Below are 20570 nucleotides of genomic sequence, written 5' to 3'. Positions count from 1 at the left end.
GACGGGACGGACGACGGAGCACGGGCACCTCACTGGACCGGGACAGGACCGGGACAGCCTCGACCGCCCCGGCGGGCCGGAGGTGACGCCCGGGCGAACAGCGGAGGGCCCGGGCGTGACGAGCTGGTCAGTCGTCGGCGCCCGAGTACAGCTCGGCGGCCGGCCGGGGCCGGGAGGGGGCGCTGCCGGCGGAGAAGCCGGACCGCTTGTGGGTGCCGTCGCAGAAGGGCTTGATGCCCGACTTCCCGCAGCGGCACAGCGCGACCGTCCTGCGGCCGGGGTCGATCTCGTTGCCGTCGGTGTCGACCAGCCGGAAGTCCCCGCGCACCAGCAGCGGACCGTCGCGGTAGGGCGTGATGGTCGCCGTCGGCTCGTCGGCGGGCGGCAGGTCGCGCGCCTGCTCGTCGGAGAGGTCGGGGACGTCGGTGGGCTCGGCGGCCGACTGCTCGGCCAGGGACTCGGGGGGCACACCCCGATGGTGCCCCTCATCGGTGGCACGCAACCGACCGACCCGGGTCAGCCCTGCCCGGGGCGCCCGTAGAACACCCGCTCGACGACCGCGTGGGCCCGGCGGGTGACCCGCCGGTAGTCGTCGAGGAACTGACCGGGGTCGGTGTCGGCGCCGTACCCGCAGGCCCGGGCCACGCCGTTGAGCTCCAGCCCCGGCCGCGGAAGCTGGTCGCCGGGGCGGCCGCGGACCAGGAAGACCGCGTTGCGCGCCCGGCTGGCCAGCTCCCAGGCCGTCTGCAGCGCCTCGGCCTGCTCGGCGTCCAGCAGCCCGGCGTCGGTCAGCGCGTGCAGCGCGGCGACCGTGGAGGTGACCCGCAGCGCCGGGTGCCGGGCGGCGTGCTCGAGCTGCAGCAGCTGCACCGTCCACTCGACGTCGGCGAGCCCGCCGCGGCCGAGCTTGGTGTGCGTGGCCGGGTCGGCGCCGCGGGGCAGCCGCTCGCTCTCCACCCGCGCCTTCATCCGGCGGATCTCCCCCACCTGCTCGGCCGACAGGCCCGCGCCCGGGTAGCGCAGCGGGTCGACCAGGGCCATGAACTCCCGGCCCAGCCGCTCGTCGCCGGCGACCGGCTCGGCGCGCAGCAGCGCCTGCACCTCCCAGGTGGCGACCCAGCGCTGGTAGTACTGCGCGAACGCCTCCAGGCTGCGCGACAGCGCCCCCGAGCGCCCCTCCGGCCGGAGGTCGGCGTCGACCTCGAACGCGGGGTCGGGCGCGGGCTCACCGAGCAGCCGGCGCAGCGCGTGCGCGATCGCGTTCGCCGTGGACGCCGCCCTCGACTCGTCGGCGCCGGCGCGCACCCGGTGCACGAACAGCACGTCGGCGTCCGAGCCGTAGCCCAGCTCCGCCCCGCCCAGCCGGCCCATGCCGATGACGGCGACGTCGACCGGGACGTCGGCGACCGCGAGCCCGTTGTCGGCGGCCCAGCTGCGCAGCGCGGCGTCCAGGCCGGCCCGCAGCGTGGCGACCGCGACGGCGTGCAGCGCCTGCCCGACCCGCAGCACGTCCAGGCGGCCCAGCAGGTCGGCACAGGCGATCCGCAGCAGCTCCTGCCGGCGCAGCGAGCGCAGCACCTGCACCCCACCGGCCGCGTCGCCGGCCCGGGCGACGGCCTGCCGCCAGGCCGAGGTGAGCGCGTCGGCGCTGCGCGGCTCGAGCTGGGCGTCGTCGGCGAGGATCCGCATCGCCTCCGGCGTACGGGTCAGCAGCCCCGCCACGTACTGGCTGGAGCCCAGCAGCACCGCCAGCCGCTCGGCGGCCTGCCCCTCGTCGCGCAGCAGCCGCAGGAACCACTGGTCGTTGCCCAGCGCCTCGCTCACCCGCCGGTAGGCCAGCAGCCCGGCGTCGGGGTCGGCGCAGGAGGCGAAGGTCTGCAGCAGCACGGGCAGCAGGTAGCGCTGCATCGACGCCGACCGGCTCAGCCCGCCGGTGAGCGCGGTCATGTGCCGCAGCGCGCCCTCGGGGTCGGCGAACCCCAGCGCACGCAGCCACTCCCCCGCCGCCTTCGGCCCCAGCGCCAGCTGCTCGCCGGGCACCCGGGCCACCGCCGACAGCAGCGGACGGTAGAACAGCTTCTCGTGCAGCCGGCGCACCACGCGGGTGTGCAGGGCCAGCTCGGCGCGCAGCACGGCCACCGAGTCGCCGCGGTCGTCGGGCTTGTAGCCCAGCGAGCGGGCCAGCCAGCGCAGCTGGTCACCGGCGACCGGCAGCAGGTGGGTGCGCCGCAGCCGCAGCAGCTGGAGGCGGTGCTCGACGGTGCGCAGGAAACGGTAGGAGGCGACCAGCGTCGCTGCGTCGTCGCGGCTGATGTAGCCACCGGCGCCGAGCACGGTCAGGGCCGGGACGGTGCCGCCGACGCGCAGGGTGACGTCGGCCCGGCCGTGCACCAGCTGCAGCAGCTGCACGCTGAACTCGACGTCGCGCAGCCCGCCGCGGCCGAGCTTGAGCTCCCGGTCGGCCTGGCCGGCGGGGATGTTCTGCTCCACCCGGCGGCGCATCGCCTGGATCTCGCCGACGAAGCCGGGCCGGTCACCGGCCTTCCAGACCAGCGGCTCCAGCGCGTCGACGTACTCGCGGCCCAGCGCGGGGTCACCGGCGACCGGGCGCATCTTCAGCAGCGCCTGGAACTCCCAGGTGCTGGCCCACTTCTCGTAGTAGGCGCGCATCCCGGCCACGGTGCGCACCAGCACCCCGGCCTTGCCCTCCGGGCGCAGCGCGGCGTCGACCTCCCAGGCGGCCTCGCGGCAGATCCGCATGAGCGCCGCGGCCACCCGGGTCGCCGACGCCAGGGCGGCCGCCTCGTCGGCACCGGCGTCGACGGCCTCGGCGACGAAGACGACGTCGACGTCGCTGACGTAGTTGAGCTCCCGCCCGCCGCACTTGCCCAGCCCGATCACGGCCAGCCGGCACGGGGCACTGCCCGGCGGCTGGTCGGCGACGGCGATGGCCAGCCCCGCGGTGAGCACGGCGGCGGCGATGTCGGCCAGCTCCGCGGCGACCTCGTCGGCGGGCAGGGCGTCGCCGAGGTCGCGGCCGGCCAGCGACAGGACCGCGCGCAGGTAGGCGTGCCGGAGGTCGCGGACCCGGGACCCGTCGGCGTCGGGGGCGCCGGTGCCCAGGCCCACCCCCCAGGGCGGGTCGGCGGGGTCGGCCCCGACGGCGAACAGCAGCTGCTCCTGCAGCTCCTGCGGGCTGGGGCGGGAGGGCCGGTCCTCGGTGTCGAGCACCACCCAGTCGGCGGGGTGCGCGGCCAGGTGGTCGGCCAGCCCCGCCGAGGCGCCGAGCACCGAGAGCAGCCGCGACCGCACCGCGGCCGAGCCGCGCAGCCGGGCGAGCAGCGCGGCGGCCAGCCCGCCGTCGGGGTCGGTGGCGTCCAGCGCCTCGACCAACCGGGCCAGCGACCGGACGGCGAGGTCGGGGTCGCCGGCGCGGGCCAGGGCGGAGACGACCGCGCCGGCCTCGGGGTCGGCGGGCTCGTTGCGCTCCAGGTCCCACAGGCCCAGCGACGGGTCGGCCAGCAGCCGGGCCGCGCGGGCGCCGTCCTCGAAGCCGAAGCGGACCAGCCGGACGACGGCCCGCCGCGGGACGTCGTCGGGCACGGGGGCTGCGGACACCGTCAGGCCCGCGCGGCGGCGTGGGCCTGCACGAGCGCGGCGAACCGGCCGGCGAACGGCGCCCAGACCTCGGCCACGTCGGGGAGCACGGCGGCCGCGGCCGCGCAGACCGTCGCGACGTCGGTGCCGCTGCTGGCCACCCCGACCGCGTCACCGGCGGCCCACTGCCGGACCAGCGGCTCGTCGACCTCGATGTGGAACTGCAGCCCGTACACGTGCGCGCCGACCCGGTAGGCCTGGTGGGGGTACCGCGGGTTGCTGGCCAGCAGGGTCGCGCCCGCCGGCAGCCGGTCGATCTCGTCGTGGTGCCACTGGACGACGTCGGGCGACAGCGGCAGCGCGGCGAACAGCGGGTCGGCGTCGGCGGCGTCCCGCTTGGCCACCAGCGTGGCGCCGACCTCGGGCCCGTCGACGCCCACCCGGCTGCTGCCGCCGCCGACCTGGGCCAGCAGCTGCGCACCCAGGCAGATCGCCAGCGTCGGGACGTCGGCGGCCACGGCCTGGGCCAGCAGGTGCCGCACGCCGACCAGCTCCGGGGAGACGGTCTCGTCGTCCAGCGAGGACTGCGGGCCGCCGAGGACGAGCAGGCCGTCGACGCCGGTCAGGTCGGCCGGCAGCGGCTGCCCGGTCGACAACCGGCGCTCGTCGAGCTCGAGCCCGGCCTCGGTCAGCCACTCGCCCAGCCGGGTGGGCGGGTCGGTGTCGGACGGGACGACGACGAGCAGGCGGGCCACCCGGTCACCCTAGCCGCGCCCGGACGTGGTCACGGCCGGCGTACCGGCGTGCGCGCGACACGACGCAGGAGGCCTCTGGAACGGTTCCGACCCGGTACGTTCCGGCCAACTCGGAGGAGGAGTCCATGGACCAGGAGCGCACGGGGGCGTCCGTGATCGGCCGGTGGGTGGGCTGGCTGGTGGTGCTCACCCTCACCGCCGCCGTGGTCGTCGGCACGGTGACCGTCGTCGGTCAGGTGGCCGAGCGCCCGCTCACCCGCGCCGCCGTCACCCCGTCGTCGGCCCCTCCGTCGTCCGCGACGGCGGTGCCGGCGGTGGCCGGTCAGCCGCTGCCGGAGGTCATCGGCCGACCGGTCGCCGAGGCGCAGCCGGCGCTGCAGCAGACCGGCGCCGTCGTCGAGCTCGTGGACGCCGGCGGCGCGTCCCGGCCGGTGCAGCCCGGCTGGGTGGTGTGCACCGCAGGTGCCTCGACCGGCACCGACGCCTCGGCCGTCACGGTGCAGGTCGCCGCGGTGCCCGCCGGCGACGCCTGCTCCTGACCGGCCCGGGCGCCCCCGCCGGGCGGGGGCGGCCGGCGCGTCACAGGCCGGGCAGGTACCGCTTGAGCTCGAAGGGCGTGACGTTCTGCCGGTAGGAGTTGAACTCCTCCCACTTGTTGCGCAGGAAGAAGTCGAACACGTGCTCGCCGAGGGTCTCGGCGACCAGCTCGCTGCCCTGCATGGCCGTGAGCGCCTCGCCCAGGGAGACCGGGAGGTCCTCGTAGCCGGCCGCGCGCCGCTCGGTGTCGGTGAGCGACCAGACGTCGTCCTCGGCCTCGGGCGGGAGCTCATAGCCCTTCTCGATGCCGCGCAGGCCGGCGGCGAGCAGGACGGCGAAGGTCAGGTACGGGTTGCACGCGGAGTCCGGCGAGCGGACCTCCACCCGGGCCGAGTTGCCCTTGTTGGGCTTGTACGAGGGCAGCCGCACCAGCGCCGAGCGGTTGGCCCGGCCCCAGGTCGCGGCGGTCGGGGCCTCCGTGCCGGCCAGCAGGCGGCGGTAGGAGTTGACCGTCTGGTTCGTGACGGCGGTCATCTCGCGGGCGTGGGTGAGCAGCCCGGCGATGAACTGCTTGCCGGTGGTCGACAGCTTCATCGGGTCGGCCGGGTCGTGGAAGGCGTTGCGGTCGCCCTCGAACAGCGACACGTGCGTGTGCATCGCCGAGCCGGCCAGCTCGGTGAACGGCTTGGGCATGAAGGTGGCGTGCACGCCCTGGGCCAGCGCGACCTCACGGACGACGTGCCGCAGCGTCATGATGTTGTCGGCCATCGACAGGGCGTCGGCGTACCGCAGGTCGATCTCCTGCTGCCCCGGGGCGACCTCGTGGTGGCTGAACTCCACCGAGATGCCCATCGCCTCGAGTGCGAAGACCGCCTCGCGGCGGAAGTCGTGCGCGACGTCGTGGGTCGAGAGGTCGAAGTAGCCGCCGGTGTCGGCCGGCTCCGGCGGGCGCCCGTCGGTCGGGAGGTCTTTGAGCAGGAAGAACTCGATCTCGGGGTGGGTGTAGAAGGTGAAGCCCATGTCGGCGGCCTTGGCCAGGGCCCGCCGCAGCACGTGCCGCGGGTCGGCCCAGGCCGGGGAGCCGTCGGGCAGCGTGATGTCGCAGAACATCCGCGCCGTCTCGCTGGCCTGGCCGCGCTGGGCCGGCATCACCTGGAACGTCGCCGGGTCGGGCTTGGCGAGCATGTCGGACTCGTAGACGCGGGCGAAGCCCTCGATCGCCGAGCCGTCGAAGCCGATGCCCTCCGCGAACGCCGCCTCGATCTCGGCCGGTGCCACCGCGACGGCCTTGAGGTAGCCCGAGACGTCGGTGAACCACAGCCGCACGAAGCGGATGTCGCGCTCCTCCAGGGTGCGCAGGACGAACTCCTGCTGGCGGTCCATGCTCGCCATCGTGGCCTCCGGGCGTGACGGGGGTGTTACGTGGCCCCCAGCCTGCCCCCTCCCGCGCCCTGGCGACAGCAGCGGCCGGCGGGTGTCGCGGTCACCGGCCGAGCGCGGACCCGGCCTGCCCGTCGGCCCAGCCGGCGTTCCAGTCGCCGTAGCCGTCCCAGACCTCCAGCGCAGGGCCGGCGTCGGTCACCTCGACGACGTCGCCGCGGCCGAGGTCCTCGTAGCACCAGCGGGCGTCGGCCACCGAGACGTCGAGGCAGCCGTGCGGGACGTCGCGGCGTCCCCGGTCACGCACCGGCCACCGCGCCGGTCGTGGGGCCCTCAGGGCGGGGGAGCGACGACATCTCCCGGATCGGCGGAGGACGCGGGGGTGCGGCACGACACAGCGCGCCCGCGGCTGCCCCACCTGGTCACCTGCGGGCATCGACGACCAGACTGTGACCTGTGACTGCACCGGTACGACTGCGCGTCGCGCTCGCCCAGGTCCCGCACCCCGCCGGCGACAGGAGCCGGGCATGACCGAGTCGGTGCTCTACGGCGGGACGTCGACCGCACGGGTGCGGGTCCACCACCTGCGCCAGGCCAAGGAGCGGGGCGAGCGGTGGGCGATGCTCACCGCCTACGACACCCACTCGGCGCAGGTGTTCGAGGAGGCCGGCATCCCGGTGCTGCTCGTGGGCGACTCCGCGGGCAACGTCGTGCTGGGCCACACCTCGACCGTCCCCGTCACGGTCGAGGACCTGCTGCTGATGACCCGCGCCGTCACCCGCTCGACCAGGCGCGCGCTGGTCGTGGCCGACCTGCCGTTCGGCAGCTACGAGGCCTCACCCGAGCAGGCCTTCGCCACCGCGGTGCGGATGATGAAGGAGGGCGGGGCGCAGGCGGTCAAGCTCGAGGGCGGGGTGCGGGTCGCCCCGCAGATCCGGCTGCTCACCCAGGCCGGCATCGCGGTCATGGGCCACGTCGGCTTCACCCCGCAGAGCGAGAACGCCCTGGGCGGCTTCCGGGTGCAGGGCCGCGGCGAGGGCGCCGAGCAGCTGCTCGCCGACGCCCGCGCCGTGCAGGAGGCCGGCGCCTTCGCCGTGGTCATGGAGATGGTCCCGGCCGCGATCGCCGCGCAGGTGACCGCGGAGCTGACCATCCCCACGATCGGCATCGGGGCCGGCCCCGACTGCGACGCGCAGGTGCTGGTCTGGCCGGACATGGCCGGGATGACCGCGGGCCGCGTGCCGCGCTTCGTCAAGCGCTACGCGGACCTGCGCAGCGAGCTGCTGCGCGCCACCCAGGAGTTCGCCACCGAGGTCCGCGAGGGCACCTTCCCCACCGCCGAGCACAGCTTCGACTGAAGGAGGACCCCCTCTCCCCCCACCCCGCGCGAGCTCGGGGCGGGCCCGTCGGCCCCGCTGCAGGGGCCCGCTGCGAGCCTGCCCGTGGTGGGGGCAGTGGGGTCCGCTCAGACGTCGGTGATGCGGACGCCGGCGTGGGCCTTGTAGCGGCGGTTGACCGACACCAGGTTGATCGTGAGCGCCTCGACCTGGCGGGCGTTGCGCAGCCGGCCGGCGTAGACCCCGCGCATGCCCGGCAGCCGCCCGGCCAGCGCCTGCACCAGGTCGGTGGCCTCGCGCACGTCGCCGACCACCATGACGTCGCCCTCGAGCGTGGGCTGGGAGAGGTCCTCCAGCGTCACCGCCGACAGGTGGTGGAAGGCGCCGACCACCGAGCTGTCGGGCAGCAGCGCCGCGGCCTGCTGGCAGACGCTGCCCTCGACGACGTCCAGGACGTAGGCGCCGAGCTCGTCCCAGCCCATCGGGACCACGCAGTCGACGACGACCTTGCCGGCCAGGGGCGTGGCCAGCTCGGCGAGGGTGTCGGCGTGCCCGGCGTACGGCACGGCGATCACCACGAGGTCCGCGGCACCGGCGACGTCGACGTTCGACCCGCCGCGCACGGAGACCTCACCGGCGCCCGCCACGGCAGCGGCGCGGGCGGCCACCTCGGCCGCGACCTCCTCGGCCCGCTCGGCGTCCCGGGACCCCAGCAGCACCCGCTGCCCGGCCGCGGCCAGCCGGACCGCCAGCCCGCGGCCCTGCGGCCCGGTGCCCCCGAGCACGCCGACGACGAGGTCCTCCACCGCGCGTCCGTCCGTCACGACCCCTCCTGACCTGCGGCGGGCGCACCCGGCCGGGTGCGCCCCTGCGCCCGATCATGCCCCGCGGGCCGGTGCCGGGCGCGGCGGGTCAGCCCTCGCGCCAGGCGCGGTCGGCCGCGTCCTCCTGCTCGTTGCGCTCGGCGACCTTCTCCAGCGCGTGCTCGGCCTCGGCGCGGGTCTCGTACGGGCCGAGACGGTGGCGCTCGGCGCACCCGTCCCGGGTCTCGACGGTGTGGTGCTTGAGGCAGAAGAACCAGGGTCCGGTGTCCATCGTCGTCCTCTCTCGCGGTGCGCTGTCCCCGGCAAGCCTCGCACCACGGCGGCGGAGCCGCCCGGTCCCAGGAGACGGCGTGCACTCGGCGGGACCGCGGCCGTCGCGGCTGGGGCATGCTGCACGCCATGGCAGGGGCGCACACGCCCGGACGGGGGCAGCGGCACGGGACGTCGGCGGCCCTGGCCGCCGCCGCGCCGCCCGCCGGCCGGGGTCACGACCGCCGGCTGGTCGCGTGGTGCCTGGCCGCCCTGCTGGTGGTCGGGGCCGGGCTGGGCTCGGTGAACCTGCTCATCCACGGCGCGCTGCAGGACGGCGCCAGCCGGCCGGTCTACCTGGGCACCCTCGGCGTCTGCCTGCTGCTGGCCCTGGTGCTGGCGGTCCGGCAGCGGGTGGGCGAGACGGCGACGGCGGCCCTGGTGCTGGTCGGCGACGTCTCCTACGTCCTGCTGGCGTGGGCCACCAGCGACCCGCTGCGCTACGCGCCGCCGCTGATGCTGCTGTCCACCTGCTTCGTCGCGGCCTGGTTCCTGGGCGGCCGGGCGCTGGCGGTGCACATGGTCGCGGTGCTGGTCGCCTGCGCGGTCGTGCTGGCCGACAGCTACTCCTCGCCGAGCGCGCTCGTCATCGCGGTGGCGGCCAGTGCCGGGATGCTCGACGTGGTCACCCTCGGGGTCTTCCTGCTGCGCCGTCGGGTGCAGCGGCTGCTGGCCGAGACCCAGGAGCTCTCCTCCACCGACCCGCTGACCGGGCTGGCCAACCGCCGCTCGCTGGTCGACCAGTCGCCGCGCGTGTGGCGCCAGGCCCGCCGCGACGGGCAGCGGGTGGCGGCGCTGGTGCTCGACCTGGACCACTTCAAGCAGCTCAACGACGCGTTCGGGCACGGCGTCGGCGACGAGGTGCTGCGCGCGGTGTCGGTCGCCCTCGCCGCCAGCGTCCGGCCTCCCGACGTGCTCGCCCGCACCGGCGGCGAGGAGCTCGTCGTCCTCGGGCTGGTCTCCGACCCCGACGAGGCCCGGCGGCTGGCCGAGCGCCTGCGCCGGGCGGTGGCCGGTTGCGGAGCCGGCCGGCCGTGGCGGGTCAGCGCCTCGATCGGGGCGGCGCTGGCGCACCCGGCCGACGGTGAGGACCCCGTCGACGCGCTCTGGCGGCTGGTCGACCGCGCCGACGCCGCCATGTACGTGGCCAAGGAGGGCGGTCGCGACCAGGTCGTGGTGGCCCGGGGCGACGTCCTGCCGCTGCCCCGGTCCCCCGAGCGGGACGGTCGCCGGGCAGACCCGGCGGCCGACGGCGCGGCCTGAGCCGGCGGCCCGCCCGGCGCCCCGGCGCCCGTTCTGCTTTCCTGCCCCCATGACCGAGACCACCGGCCACCGCAGCCCGGGCGGCGTCGGCCCCGACCCGACCCGCACGGTGCCGCTCCCGCTGCGCGAGCAGGCCGACGTCCGCGACCGCTGGCTCACCCAGCGGCTGCTGGACCTGCTGCCCGGGCTGATGGACCGCGCCGGCATCGACCTGTGGGTCGTGCTGGGCCGCGAGTACAACGAGGACCCGGTCCTGCGCACCCTGCTGCCGGCGACCTGGCTCTCGGCCCGCCGGCGCACGATCCTGCTGTTCCACCGCAGCGACGACGGCGTGACCGCGGCCGCGGTGTCGCGCTACCCGGTGGGGCAGTTCCAGCCCGCGTGGGAGGCCGACGAGCAGCCCGGGCTCTCGGCCGAGGCCTCGCAGTGGGCCGCGGTCCGCAGGTTCGTCGACCAGGCCTCCCCCGGCCGCATCGGCGTCGACGTCTCCGAGGTCTTCGCCCACGCCGACGGCCTCTCCCACACCGAGCACGGTCTGCTCATGGCCGCCCTCGGCCCGCACGCCGAGCGCGTGGTGTCCGCCGAGGCGCTGGCCGTGGGCTGGCTGGAGACCCGACTGCCGGAGGAGATCGCGGCGCTGCACGCGATGAACCGGCTCGTGCACGAGGTGATCGACGAGGCGTTCTCCCCCTCGGTGATCACCGTCGGCGAGACGACCGCGCTGGACGTCGCCTGGTGGATCCGGCAGCGGTTCGCCGACCTCGGCGTCGACCCGTGGTTCCAACCGACCGTCGACCTGCAGCGGGCCGGCAGCCCGCTGGTCGACGAGCAGGGCACGGCCCTGCCGGGGGTCGCCTACGACGCGACCATCTGCCCCGGCGACCTGGTGCACTGCGACGTCGGCCTCTCCAGCCTCGGGCTGATGACCGACACCCAGCGCAACGCCTACGTCCTGGCCCCGGGCGAGACCGCACCGCCGGCCGGACTGGTCGCCGCCCACGCCGTCGGCAACCGGATGCAGGACCTCACCACCGGCGCGCTGCGGCCCGGGCGCACCGGCGACGAGGTGCTCGCCGCGGCCCGGGCCGCCGCCGCGGAGGCCGGCATCGACGGCGACGTCTACTCCCACCCCGTCGGCGTGCACGGCCACGGCGCCGGCCCGGCGATCGGCATGTGGGACTCCCAGGACGGCGTGCCCGGAGCCGGCTCGGTCCCCGTGCACCCCGCGACCGTCTGGGCCCTGGAGCTGTGCGTGCGGGTGCCGGTGCCCGAGTGGGGCGGCCAGCTGGTGCGGATGGGCCTGGAGCAGGGCATCGCGCTGACCACCGACGGCGTCGTGTACCTCGACGGCCGGCAGACCGAGCTGATCGTCATCCCCGCTCGCTGAGCTCGACCCGCCCCTGGCCGGTGAGTTCGGCGCGCAGCCGGCGGACCTCCTCGGTGAGCGCGCGCAGCTCGGCCCGCAGCGCCTCGTCGGCCGCGGCGTCGGCGGCGTCGTCCTCGGCGCGCGCGGCATCGGCGACCCGGCGGACGAACCAGGAGGCGACGGCCGCGGTGACGGTCCCGAGCAGGGCGATCCCGGCCACCATCAGCAGCCCGGCGACCAGCCGGCCCTCACCGGTGACCGGGTAGCGGTCGCCGTAGCCGACGGTGGTGATGGTGGTGAGCGCCCACCACAGCGCGTCGCCGAAGGTGGTGATGGTCGCGTCGGGGTCGCCGCGTTCGGCGTCCAGCTCGGCCAGCGAGGCCATGAAGACCACCAGCGAGGCGGTGAGGGTGACGTAGGCGGCCACCCGGCCGTGCAGCGAGGTGGTCAGTCGCCGGTCGATCACCCGGGCGACCCGGACCAGGCTGAGGATGCGCAGCGGCCGCAGGAGCGGGAGGACGACGGCGAGCCCGTCGATCCAGTTGTGGCGTACGAACTGCCAGCGGTGGTCGGCGAGCGCCAGCCGGAGGGCGTAGTCGGCGAGGAACACCGGCCAGGCGACGACCGTGACCACGTGCAGCGTCGTCAGCAGCCAGTCGGGCAGGTCCGGTCGCAGCACGCCCCAGGCGTAGGCGGCCACGAAGAGCACCGCCAACGCGATCAGCGGCCACTGGCTGGCCTCCTCGTAGCGGCGGCGGAGGGCGTCCTTGGTCACCGCCCCAGTGTCGCGGGCCTACTTCCTGCGGGCCTCGGCGGTCGCCTCGTCGTTGGCCTGCTGCAGCGCGTCGGCCAGCTCGTCCTTGCTCATCGTCGAGCGGCCGTCGATGCCGGCGTCCTTCGCCAGGTCGTACAGGTGGGCCTTGGAGGCGTGGGCGTCGACGCCGCCCTTGCTGTCGAGCCGGGTGTCGGCGCCACCCTCGGCCGACTGCTGGTCGCTGGGGCCCTTGGCGCCGCCGGGCTTGGGCTGCCAGTGGTCGCCGACCTTCTCGTGCGTGTGCTTCACCGCGCCCCAGGCGACCCGGTTGGCCCGCTGCTCGTCGCCGTACGACTCGAGCGCGGCGTCGTGCGCCTTGGCGAAGGTGCGCTGGGCCTTCTCGTCGGAGCGCTGCAGGGTGCTCGGGAGCTCCTCGGGCTGCACGTCCCCGTTCTCGGTCATCTCGGGCACGACGGCTCCTCTCGGGTCGGCTCCCGGGCTACCCCGCAGCCGGAGGGGTCACTCCCCTCCGGCTGCCGGGTGCGTGCTCAGCCGCGCTTGGCGGGCTGGCCGAAGCGCCAGCCCTGTGCGCGCAGCTCGGGGATCATCCGGTCGACGGCCTCGACGGTGCCGAGACGGTCACCGCCGCCGTCGTGCATGAGCGCGACGGACTCCGGGGTGACCCGGGTCCGGATCCGCTCGGCCAGGACGTCGGGGTCCTGGTCGGCCCAGTCCTCGGTCACCCAGGCCCAGCCCAGCGGCTGCATGCCCAGCTCGGCGGCGACCGCGGCGCTCTGGCCCCAGGCACCGTAGGGCGCCCGGAAGTACGGGATCCGCTCCTTCGGCACGATCGAGTGGATGAGGTCGCTGGTCGCCTGCAGGTCGGCCCGCACCTGCTCCGGCGTCCAGGTCGACAGGTCGGCGTGGGTCATCGTGTGGTTGCACAGGGTGTGCCCCTCGGCGGCGATCCGGCGGACCAGGTCCGGGTACTGCCGGACGTGGTCGCCCCACAGGCAGAAGGTGGCCTTGACGTGGTGCTCGCGCAGGACGTCGAGCAGCGCCGGCGTGTTCACCGGGTCGGGGCCGTCGTCGAAGGTGAGGGCCACGACCCGGCCCTGCTGCTGGGTCGTGGTGACGACCTGGTCGTCCACCTTGCCGCCGCTGCCGTTGCCGTTCCCGGGCCCACCGGCCTGGGCGGGGCCGGCAGCGAGCACGACGGCGAGGAAGCCGACCGCGACGGGGGCGAGGCGGCGGCGGAACCGTGCGCGTGCAGTGGTCATCGTCGACCTCCAGGAGTGGGCGCCCGCGCGGGCGCCGGTGGACCGGGGCCGCTGAGCGAGCGCCCCGGGGACGTGCCGAGCTCGCCGGCCACCCGGCCGGCGCACGCACCGAGAACTTCCGGAACGTGACCCGCAACATACGAAGCGGGCACAGCCGTCGTCAAGCCGACACCCAGCGGGGTGAGGCCGGACGCCGCGGACGGACACGACCGGCGCCCCGGCCCGTAGGGTTGGGCCCCGGACCAGGAGGAACAGTGACCGAGACCCGAGCCCAGAACGTCACCATCGCGGCCATCGCCGCGGAGGCGGGCGTGTCGGTGCCCACGGTCTCGCGCGTGCTCAACGGGCGGTCCGACGTCGCCCCGCACACCCGCGAGCGGGTGGAGCAGCTGCTGCGCCACCACGGCTACCGCCGCCGGGGCGGACGCCCCACCACCGCCGCCCGGCTGATCGACCTGGTGTTCAACGACCTGGACAGCCCCTGGGCGGTCGAGATCATCCGCGGGGTCGAGGGCGCGGCGCACGCCGAGGGCGTGGGCACCGTGGTCACCGCGATCCACCGCCGCGCCAGCGACACCCGGACCTGGCTGGACAACCTCGCCGGCCGGGCCAGCGACGGCGCGATCCTGGTCAGCAGCCAGCTCGACCCGGCCCTGGGCGCGGAGCTGCAGCGGCTGCACGTGCCCGCGGTCCTGATCGACCCGGCCGGGGTGCCGGCCCTCGACGTCCCGACCATCGGTGCGACCAACTGGTCGGGCGGGCTGAGCGCGACCGAGCACCTCATCGGCCTGGGCCACCGCCGGATCGGGGTCGTGGCCGGGACCCCGACGCTGCTGTGCAGCCGTCCGCGGCTGGACGGGCACCGCGCGGCGCTGGAGTCGGCCGGGCTCAGCCTGGACCCGGAGCTGGTCGTCGTGGGCGACTTCAGCCACGAGTCCGGCTTCCAGGCCGCGAGCACGATGCTGGCCCTGGCCGAGCCGCCGACCGCGATCGTGGCGGCCAACGACCAGATGGCCTTCGGTGTCTACGAGGCCGCGCGGCGGCGGGGCCTGCGGGTGCCCGAGGAGCTGAGCGTGGTGGGCTTCGACGACCTGCCCGGCGCCGAGTGGTCGTCGCCACCGCTGACGACCGTGCACCAGCCGCTGTCGGAGATGGGGGCGCTGGGCGCCCGTACGGTGCTGCGGCTGGTGCGCGGCGAGGCGCTGGACGTGCCGCGGCTGGAGCTGGCCACCCGGCTCGTGGTCCGGGAGAGCACGGCCCCACCCGCGCGCTGAGCGCCGCCGGTCAGGGCAGGTCGGCGGTCTCCGCGGACTGCCGGTGGCCCCCGTTGGCGTCGTCGGCGTCGGGGTGGATCGTGCGCTCCTCGGACTCGGCGAGGATCAGCTCGGCCTGCTTTTCCGGGTCGACGCTGCCGCCGACCGAGCGCTCCTCGGGGTAGAGCTCGGCGCGGGTCTCGACGTTGTGCTCGGTGACGTTGGCGTGCGCCTCGGGGGACGGTTCCTTCATGTCGGGCATGCCGACTCCCTACCCGCCTCCCCCGACACGACACCGGCCGCTGCCACACGCAGCACCTCGGGCGCTGCGCGTGACACCGGCCGGTGACGTGCGGGATCGGCCCCCTCGCCCCTGCGCCGCGCGGAGCGTGGCGTGAGGGCGAGGGGGTCCTTCGTCAGAAGCGGTGCGACTCCGTGCTGATGCCGAGGGCCTGCGCGACCTCCTGCACGTTGGCGAACTGCGCGTGGGCCGGCAGGCGGTTCAGGTCGGCGAGCACGCGGTCAGGGGCGTTGGACTCCTGCGCCTTGGCGACCAGGGTGTCCTTGTCGGCCGGCCACACCTCCTTGCCCAGCGCCTCGGCGATGGCGGCGCGGTGCTCGACGTCGGCCGGGCTGGTGCCAGGGGACGTGGCGGCCTGGTGGGGGTCGGTCATGGTGGTGCTCCGTTCTCTCGTCCGGCCGCGGTGCGGCCGAGGGGTGCGTGTGCCGACCGGGGGTCAGCTGGGGGTGGACTCGTCCGTGTAGCGCAGGACGGCGGCCACCGGGATGTCACCGGGCATGGCCGAGCGCGGGACGACGACGACCGCGGCGCTGCTGCCGATGGCGGCGCGCAGCAGCCCGAGGTCGGCGGGGACCACCTGGGTGTCGGTGACCCCGAGCGCGGCGACGTCCTCGGCGCTGACGCCGAGCTCCAGCGGGCCGGGGCCGACGTGCAGCTGCTCGTCGTCGGGCCGGTCGGCCAGCACGAGCGTCTCGACCTGCGCCTTGCGCAGCGCCTCGACCACCAGGGCCGTGCCGGTGACGGCCAGGCCGTGGGCGGAGGCGGCGTCGATCTGCTCGAGAACGCGGGTGGTCTCGGCGGCCTCGTTCTCCGCGATCAGCTCGCTGGCCCGGGCGGTGATGACGTCGCGGTCGGCGCCGGCGGCGCGGCCGCCCTCGTCGATGCTGACCAGGACCTGCGAGGCCTCCTGGCCGACCTTGTCGGCGATCAGCTGGCGGGCGCGGACGTCACCGGCGAGCAGGACGAACCGGGAGCGGTCGCGGGTGACCGCCTCGTTCACGGCGGCGGCCACCTGCCCGGCGTTCTCCTCCCACTGGTTCTCCGCGGTGTGCATGTAGGTGTTGTGCGCCCAGCCGCCGACCTGGACCTTGCGCATGTGGAAGGTGTCGCCGTCGACCTTCTGGGTCTCCACCTGCTGGCCCGTGCCGCTGGCCACCTGCACGTCGGCGCCGACCCGGTCGGCGACCACGACGACGTGCGGGACGCGGCCGGCGAGCTGGCGCAGGACCGGCAGGAGCGCCGGGACGGGCGACCAGCTGGTGACCGGCTCGCGCGGGCTGTCGGCCAGCGCCTCGTCGAGCACCACCGAACCGTCGGCGGCCACGACGAGCGCCCGCCCGCGCAGGGTGGCCAGCTGCCCGCCCTCGTTGGCCTGCAGGAGCCGGGCGCGCACGGTGTCGACCACCGGCTCGGGAGCGCCCTGGGCGGTGAGCTCCTCGGCGACCGCGCGCACCTTCAGCTCGAGTTCGGTGTCGGCGGTCTCGGTGTTGTGGGTGACGTCGACGCAGACCGTGGCGTACGGGCCGGGTGCGCTGAAGACGGCGTCCAGGAAGGTCACGTCCATGGGGCGGGGAGCTCCTCGGGTCGTGGAACGGGGGCCGTCGCTGGGCCCCGACTCTGGCTCCGGACCGCCTACCCACCGCCTCCGTCCTCACACCCGGTGTGTCAGCCCCGTGGTGCCGGGTAGGCGTTGCCGACACGTCCGCCGCGACCGGAAGGAGCTGGGATGCCCGAGCACGACACGCTCCCGCTGCCCGACTACGACCACCTGCCCGTCGGGAGCCTCACCTCCCGCATCCGCACCCTGGACGCCGACGGGCTGCAGACCCTGCTGACCTACGAGAAGGCGCACGCCAACCGGGTCCAGGTCATCTCGGCGGTGAACCACCGCCTGGCCGACCTGGAGAGCGGCACGCAGCCCTCCGGGGGCGACCCGGCGGCCGCCCAGCCCGAGCACGCGCCCGCGCCCGCAGGCGGCTCGCCGGTCACCGAGGCGACCTCGGGCCCGCCGGTCAACCCGCCCTCGCACGGCGATCCGACCAACCCCGCCCAGCCGCGCTGACGGGCCGGCCGGCGGTGTGCGGGACCTGCCCGGACGCCGCCGGCCGCCTGCCCCGCAGGGGTGAGCCGGCGGCGCCGGTCTCCACCGGCGCCGCCGGCCGGCCGATCACTCCCCCATGTCCCGCCGGCTCCGACTGCTGACCGACGCCCCGCGCGGGCTGCTGGTCCTCGTCGTCCTGATCGCCGGCGTCCAGGTGGCCCTCACCGTGGGCCCGGTCCACGCCGCCGACGGCGTCCAGCTGGGCGTTGCGCTCACGCTGCACGTGACCGGCGCCCTGCTGCTGCGCTGGCGGGCCCGGCGCGCCGCGGGTGAACGCGCCCTGTGGCACCGGCTCGCCGGCGCCTCGGCCCTGCTGGCCGTGGGCTGCGCGGTGGGCATCGTGCTGGTCGGCGTCCGCGCCGACCACGCTGCGGACGCCGTCCCGCTGGCGCTGGCGCACGTCGCCGCCTTCCCGCTGCTCTACGGCGGCATGGTGCTGTGGAACCGCGACAGCACCAACGTCGCCGATCCCAGTGACACCCTGCTCGGCGCGGCCGCGGTGCTCGCGGTCGTCGCCGTCACCGACACCGTGCTGGCCCATGTCGGCAGCCGCTGGGCCGATGCGCCCTGGTGGCAGGTGCAGCCGGTGCTGCTGCAGATCGCCGCCGGCCTCGTCGTCGTCGGCACGTCGGTGGCGGTGCCCTACATCTCCGGGATGACCCGCGACCCGCGGGCCTGGCTGATCTCCGGCGGGCTGACCGCCGACCTGGTGGCCGGCATCGCCGCGGTCTACGGCCACCGCGGCGGGTGGGTGCTCGCGACCCTCGGCGTCCTGCTGCTGTGCCTGGCCGCCGTCGTGCGGCCCACGCCCGTCCCGCGCACCATGACCGACCCGGGCGCCACGACCATCGGCGCCTTCGTCGTGATCATCTCCTCGATCGCGGTGCTCGCGGTCACGGCGCTCGGTGCCGCCAGCACGACCGCGGTCTTCTGCGCCGGCGTCGCCGGGACGGCGTCGGGCATCCGCCTGCTGCTCAACGTGCGGGACCTCTCCCAGCTCGCGGTGAGCCGCCGGGAGGCGCTGACCGACGAGCTCACCGGCCTGGCCAACCGCCGCGCGGTGCTGCGCCGGGTGGAGGAGCTGTGCACCGAGCGCACCCCGTTCGTGCTCGGCGTCCTGGACCTGGACAAGTTCAAGGAGGTCAACGACGGCCTCGGTCACGCCGCCGGCGACGACCTGCTCCGGCTGGTCGCCCGGCGGCTGACCGCCGGGCTCGGCGACCACGACCTGCTGGGCAGGCTCGGCGGCGACGAGTTCGCCCTCGTCGCCCACCTCGAGCCCGGCGCCTGCCCCGAGGAGCGCGCCGCCCGGCTCGGCCGGGACGTGCAGGAGTGGCTCGCCGAGCCGTTCGCCGTGGGCGGGCTGAGCGTGCACGTCGCGGTGAGCCTGGGGTTGACCGGCCACGCCGGCGGCCCGGACGGCGACCCGGTCGAACCCGCCGCGCTGCTGCGCCAGGCCGATGCCGCCATGTACGACGGCAAGCGGGCGGGATCCGGGGTCGTGCGCTACGACGCCGACCGGCACGGCGACAGCAGCGGCCGGCTGGCGCTGGTCGAGGAGCTGCGCGCCGGGATCGCCGGCGGCGAGCTCGTCCTGCACCACCAGCCGCAGGTGGGCGTCGAGACCCGGCGGACCGTCGGCGTCGAGGCGCTGGTGCGCTGGCAGCACCCGACCCGCGGCCTGCTCGGACCCGTGGACTTCCTGCCGCTGGCCGAGGTGCACGGGCTGATGGGCGCGCTCACCGACGAGGTGCTGGCCCAGGCGGTCGCCCAGGCGGCGGTCTGGCACCGGGCCGGCCGCGACCTGCGGATCTCGGTCAACCTCTCGGCCAGCAACCTGCTCGACACCGGGCTGCCGGCGCGGGTCGCCGAGCTGCTCGCGCTGCACGCCCTCCCGCCGTCGGCGCTGGTCCTGGAGGTGACCGAGACGGTGCTGCTCAGTGACCCCGACCGCAGCCTGGCCGTGGTCGGCGCGCTGACCGAGCTGGGCGCCGGGGTCAGCATCGACGACTTCGGGACCGGCTACGCCTCGCTCACCTACCTGCACCAGCTCCCGGTCGTGGAGCTGAAGCTCGACCGGTCGTTCACCGCCGACCTGCTCACCGACTCCCGCGCGGCCGCCATCGTCGCGAGCACCGTCCGGCTGGCGCACCAGCTGGGGCTGCGGGTGGTCGCCGAGGGCGTCGAGGACCCGGCCACCCTGCTGCACCTGCGCGCGCTGGACTGCGACGAGAGCCAGGGTTACCTGCACTCACCGCCGCTGCCGGCCGCCGAGCTGGAGCAGTGGCTGGCCCGCCAGGACGAGCGCCGCGAGCGCGATCGTCAGGAGGTCCGGGCAGCTCGGGGCTGAGCGGCGCCGCACCGCCGCGGGCCACGCTCGACCGAGCTCCGGGGCGGGGGTGCCGCCTGGGGCGGGCGAGGTGGACGGCGGGCGACACGGCGGTGGCGGAGCTGCGAACCGGTGGACGATCGACCTACCGTTCGTCCATGCGCGAGAACCGACTCCCCAGCGCCACCGACTGCTCCCCCGCCCGGCTGCAGCAGCTCAAGCTGATCGCCGCGGCCCGGGTGAGCGCGTGCCGCTCGACGTCCCGCCAGCAGATCACCGACATCGTGCGGGTGACGGTCGACAACGAGGTGGACACCACCACCTTCCAGGCGATCGTCGACGACGTCGCCGGCGACGCCCTGCGCTGATCCCCGACACCCGGCCGCACCCCAGACGGGGCACCGGGAGCGGTTTACCGCGTAAAGCCACGGGCTAGACCATGATCATGTCCCCGTGTCACCGGAAGCGGTCGTCGAGCAGCCCTGCGCCGGGTCCCCGATGAGCGACCGGGACCTGCAGCGGCTCATCTGGCGACGGCTGTTCGAGCTGGGGCTGACCGCCGAGGAGGCGTCGGCCCGCACCCTGGGCGTCGTGTCCAAGGAGGCCGTCCGCGGGCTGATGGGCGGCCGCGGGTCGGTGTACGTCAACGACCGCGTCGCCCGCGCGCTGGCCCGGGCGCTCGACGTCCCCGAGCACCGCATCCGCGTCAGCGCCGGCCTGCCGGTGGAGGAGCCCGAGACGTCCCGCACCGGGCCGCACCTGCGCATCGTCCGCTGACCCGGTCGCCCTCCCGGTCGGGAGGGCGACGGACGAGTCGGCCTGTACGCCGGGAACAGTTTGCGGCGCATTGACTACCTGGGGCATGAGTTGGATTGCGGTGCTGACCTGCGCCGACGCGTTGCATCGACTGGCGTCGACATGCGTCTTCGCTGACCCTCTTGTGCCCCCGCGGTGCCCCCAGCTCGTGTCTTCGCGCCGGGCTACCGCATCCGACGAGCCTTAACCCCAACGCCTCCAGGCGCCCCGTGGTCTCGATCAACTACACCGGATCGTCAGCGCGAGTTCCGCCAACGGCACGGCGATCGGAGCCCGAGTGCATGGCGCCCATCCGGACCCGGGACAGGAGACCTTCGACCACAGACCTAGCCGGACACACGCCGAGTAGCGGAAGGGCCGGTGTGTCC

22 protein-coding genes are annotated in these 20570 nt (G+C 75.6%); 9 read left to right on the top strand and 13 right to left on the bottom strand.

From position 1 onward, the window contains the following. Positions 1-127: 127 nt before the first annotated feature. The 3 genes from ACGBYP_RS03430 to ACGBYP_RS03420 are packed head-to-tail and all read right to left on the bottom strand — an operon-like array spanning position 128 to position 4352. Positions 128-469, bottom strand: coding sequence for a CDGSH iron-sulfur domain-containing protein (locus tag ACGBYP_RS03430; RefSeq protein WP_411581856.1), 342 nt, complete (start codon positions 467-469; stop codon positions 128-130). Positions 470-516: 47 nt separating this feature from the next. Further along, positions 517-3618 (bottom strand): bifunctional [glutamine synthetase] adenylyltransferase/[glutamine synthetase]-adenylyl-L-tyrosine phosphorylase, encoded by a 3102-nt coding sequence (locus ACGBYP_RS03425; RefSeq protein WP_411581855.1) that lies wholly within the window; start codon positions 3616-3618, stop codon positions 517-519. A 2-nt stretch (positions 3619-3620) separates the two neighbouring features. Next, positions 3621-4352, bottom strand: coding sequence for a type 1 glutamine amidotransferase (locus ACGBYP_RS03420; protein WP_411581854.1), 732 nt, complete (start codon positions 4350-4352; stop codon positions 3621-3623). Between the two features lie 125 nt (positions 4353-4477). On the opposite strand from ACGBYP_RS03420, the gene ACGBYP_RS03415 reads away from it, so the two are divergent. Next, positions 4478-4891, top strand: coding sequence for a hypothetical protein (locus ACGBYP_RS03415; protein WP_411581853.1), 414 nt, complete (start codon positions 4478-4480; stop codon positions 4889-4891). A gap of 40 nt (positions 4892-4931) precedes the next feature. Here ACGBYP_RS03415 and ACGBYP_RS03410 read toward each other — a convergent pair whose 3' ends face one another. Both ACGBYP_RS03410 and ACGBYP_RS03405 read right to left on the bottom strand, forming a co-directional pair. Then, positions 4932-6272 (bottom strand): glutamine synthetase family protein, encoded by a 1341-nt coding sequence (locus ACGBYP_RS03410; RefSeq protein WP_411581852.1) that lies wholly within the window; start codon positions 6270-6272, stop codon positions 4932-4934. Between the two features lie 100 nt (positions 6273-6372). Then, positions 6373-6576, bottom strand: a complete 204-nt coding sequence (locus tag ACGBYP_RS03405) for a hypothetical protein (protein WP_411581851.1) — start codon at positions 6574-6576, stop codon at positions 6373-6375. A gap of 220 nt (positions 6577-6796) precedes the next feature. On the opposite strand from ACGBYP_RS03405, the gene panB reads away from it, so the two are divergent. Beyond that, positions 6797-7627, top strand: a complete 831-nt coding sequence (gene panB, locus ACGBYP_RS03400) for a 3-methyl-2-oxobutanoate hydroxymethyltransferase (protein WP_411581850.1) — start codon at positions 6797-6799, stop codon at positions 7625-7627. Positions 7628-7734: 107 nt separating this feature from the next. On the opposite strand, the gene npdG is transcribed toward panB, so the two are convergent. Together npdG and ACGBYP_RS03390 are read right to left on the bottom strand one after the other, a co-directional pair. Then, complete coding sequence (gene npdG, locus ACGBYP_RS03395; RefSeq protein WP_411581849.1) at positions 7735-8430, bottom strand: NADPH-dependent F420 reductase; 696 nt, start codon at positions 8428-8430, stop codon at positions 7735-7737. An 88-nt stretch (positions 8431-8518) separates the two neighbouring features. Further along, positions 8519-8701, bottom strand: a complete 183-nt coding sequence (locus ACGBYP_RS03390; protein WP_411581848.1) for a hypothetical protein — start codon at positions 8699-8701, stop codon at positions 8519-8521. Between the two features lie 128 nt (positions 8702-8829). On the opposite strand from ACGBYP_RS03390, the gene ACGBYP_RS03385 reads away from it, so the two are divergent. After that, the gene (locus tag ACGBYP_RS03385) at positions 8830-10002 is read left to right on the top strand and encodes a diguanylate cyclase (RefSeq protein ID WP_411581847.1); all 1173 of its coding nucleotides are present in this window, start codon (positions 8830-8832) and stop codon (positions 10000-10002) included. Positions 10003-10051: 49 nt separating this feature from the next. After that, on the top strand, positions 10052-11389 hold the full coding sequence (locus tag ACGBYP_RS03380) for a M24 family metallopeptidase (RefSeq protein ID WP_411581846.1): 1338 nt from the start codon (positions 10052-10054) through the stop codon (positions 11387-11389). Here ACGBYP_RS03380 and ACGBYP_RS03375 read toward each other — a convergent pair. The 3 genes from ACGBYP_RS03375 to ACGBYP_RS03365 all read right to left on the bottom strand — a co-directional run bounded on the left by ACGBYP_RS03375 (position 11373) and on the right by ACGBYP_RS03365 (position 13402). Further along, the gene (locus tag ACGBYP_RS03375; protein ID WP_411581845.1) at positions 11373-12143 is read right to left on the bottom strand and encodes a potassium channel family protein; all 771 of its coding nucleotides are present in this window, start codon (positions 12141-12143) and stop codon (positions 11373-11375) included. The genes ACGBYP_RS03380 and ACGBYP_RS03375 overlap by 17 nt on opposite strands. Positions 12144-12161: 18 nt before the next feature. After that, positions 12162-12584, bottom strand: coding sequence for a ChaB family protein (locus ACGBYP_RS03370; RefSeq protein ID WP_411582227.1), 423 nt, complete (start codon positions 12582-12584; stop codon positions 12162-12164). An 86-nt stretch (positions 12585-12670) separates the two neighbouring features. Further along, entirely contained in the window at positions 12671-13402 is a 732-nt protein-coding gene (locus ACGBYP_RS03365; RefSeq protein ID WP_411581844.1) for a polysaccharide deacetylase family protein, read from the bottom strand. 254 nt (positions 13403-13656) lie between these two features. On the opposite strand from ACGBYP_RS03365, the gene ACGBYP_RS03360 reads away from it, so the two are divergent. Then, entirely contained in the window at positions 13657-14676 is a 1020-nt protein-coding gene (locus tag ACGBYP_RS03360) for a LacI family DNA-binding transcriptional regulator (RefSeq protein ID WP_411581843.1), read from the top strand. A 10-nt stretch (positions 14677-14686) separates the two neighbouring features. Here the strand turns inward: ACGBYP_RS03360 and ACGBYP_RS03355 are convergent, their stop codons facing one another. The 3 genes from ACGBYP_RS03355 to ACGBYP_RS03345 all read right to left on the bottom strand — a co-directional run bounded on the left by ACGBYP_RS03355 (position 14687) and on the right by ACGBYP_RS03345 (position 16520). After that, positions 14687-14917 carry a hypothetical protein gene (locus ACGBYP_RS03355; RefSeq protein WP_411581842.1) on the bottom strand — a complete coding sequence of 77 codons (231 nt, stop codon included), beginning with the start codon at positions 14915-14917 and terminating at the stop codon, positions 14687-14689. A 154-nt stretch (positions 14918-15071) separates the two neighbouring features. Continuing rightward, entirely contained in the window at positions 15072-15329 is a 258-nt protein-coding gene (locus ACGBYP_RS03350) for a DUF2795 domain-containing protein (RefSeq protein ID WP_411581841.1), read from the bottom strand. A gap of 63 nt (positions 15330-15392) precedes the next feature. Further along, on the bottom strand, positions 15393-16520 hold the full coding sequence (locus ACGBYP_RS03345) for a Vms1/Ankzf1 family peptidyl-tRNA hydrolase (protein WP_411581840.1): 1128 nt from the start codon (positions 16518-16520) through the stop codon (positions 15393-15395). A gap of 162 nt (positions 16521-16682) precedes the next feature. Here ACGBYP_RS03345 and ACGBYP_RS03340 point away from each other — a divergent pair, with 162 nt between their 5' ends. The 4 genes from ACGBYP_RS03340 (at position 16683) to ACGBYP_RS03325 (ending at position 20163) form a co-directional block, all read left to right on the top strand. Beyond that, positions 16683-17018, top strand: a complete 336-nt coding sequence (locus ACGBYP_RS03340; protein ID WP_411581839.1) for a hypothetical protein — start codon at positions 16683-16685, stop codon at positions 17016-17018. A 115-nt stretch (positions 17019-17133) separates the two neighbouring features. Then, positions 17134-19407, top strand: coding sequence for a putative bifunctional diguanylate cyclase/phosphodiesterase (locus ACGBYP_RS03335; RefSeq protein WP_411581838.1), 2274 nt, complete (start codon positions 17134-17136; stop codon positions 19405-19407). 137 nt (positions 19408-19544) lie between these two features. Then, positions 19545-19754, top strand: coding sequence for a hypothetical protein (locus ACGBYP_RS03330; RefSeq protein ID WP_411581837.1), 210 nt, complete (start codon positions 19545-19547; stop codon positions 19752-19754). Between the two features lie 85 nt (positions 19755-19839). Next, the gene (locus ACGBYP_RS03325; protein ID WP_411581836.1) at positions 19840-20163 is read left to right on the top strand and encodes a hypothetical protein; all 324 of its coding nucleotides are present in this window, start codon (positions 19840-19842) and stop codon (positions 20161-20163) included. Positions 20164-20570: the final 407 nt, after the last annotated feature.

It is taken from the genome of Modestobacter sp. SSW1-42 (genome assembly GCF_046635825.1).
GTDB lineage: Bacteria > Actinomycetota > Actinomycetes > Mycobacteriales > Geodermatophilaceae > Modestobacter.
Note: the sequence above shows the minus strand (reverse complement) of the source record. Positions and strands in the feature narration are given on the sequence as shown.

Bases quoted from the DNA above. Each gene is read 5' to 3' on its own strand.
- ACGBYP_RS03340 (WP_411581839.1), top strand. From the start codon at position 16,683: ATGCCCGAGCACGACACGCTCCCGCTGCCCGACTACGACCACCTGCCC.
- ACGBYP_RS03410 (WP_411581852.1), bottom strand. From the start codon at position 6,272: ATGGACCGCCAGCAGGAGTTCGTCCTGCGCACCCTGGAGGAGCGCGAC.
- panB (WP_411581850.1), top strand. From the start codon at position 6,797: ATGACCGAGTCGGTGCTCTACGGCGGGACGTCGACCGCACGGGTGCGG.
- ACGBYP_RS03380 (WP_411581846.1), top strand. From the start codon at position 10,052: ATGACCGAGACCACCGGCCACCGCAGCCCGGGCGGCGTCGGCCCCGAC.
- ACGBYP_RS03345 (WP_411581840.1), bottom strand. From the start codon at position 16,520: ATGGACGTGACCTTCCTGGACGCCGTCTTCAGCGCACCCGGCCCGTAC.
- ACGBYP_RS03385 (WP_411581847.1), top strand. From the start codon at position 8,830: ATGGCAGGGGCGCACACGCCCGGACGGGGGCAGCGGCACGGGACGTCG.
- ACGBYP_RS03390 (WP_411581848.1), bottom strand. From the start codon at position 8,701: ATGGACACCGGACCCTGGTTCTTCTGCCTCAAGCACCACACCGTCGAG.
- ACGBYP_RS03335 (WP_411581838.1), top strand. From the start codon at position 17,134: ATGTCCCGCCGGCTCCGACTGCTGACCGACGCCCCGCGCGGGCTGCTG.
- ACGBYP_RS03330 (WP_411581837.1), top strand. From the start codon at position 19,545: ATGCGCGAGAACCGACTCCCCAGCGCCACCGACTGCTCCCCCGCCCGG.
- ACGBYP_RS03415 (WP_411581853.1), top strand. From the start codon at position 4,478: ATGGACCAGGAGCGCACGGGGGCGTCCGTGATCGGCCGGTGGGTGGGC.
- ACGBYP_RS03350 (WP_411581841.1), bottom strand. From the start codon at position 15,329: ATGACCGACCCCCACCAGGCCGCCACGTCCCCTGGCACCAGCCCGGCC.
- ACGBYP_RS03365 (WP_411581844.1), bottom strand. From the start codon at position 13,402: ATGACCACTGCACGCGCACGGTTCCGCCGCCGCCTCGCCCCCGTCGCG.
- ACGBYP_RS03370 (WP_411582227.1), bottom strand. From the start codon at position 12,584: ATGACCGAGAACGGGGACGTGCAGCCCGAGGAGCTCCCGAGCACCCTG.
- ACGBYP_RS03355 (WP_411581842.1), bottom strand. From the start codon at position 14,917: ATGCCCGACATGAAGGAACCGTCCCCCGAGGCGCACGCCAACGTCACC.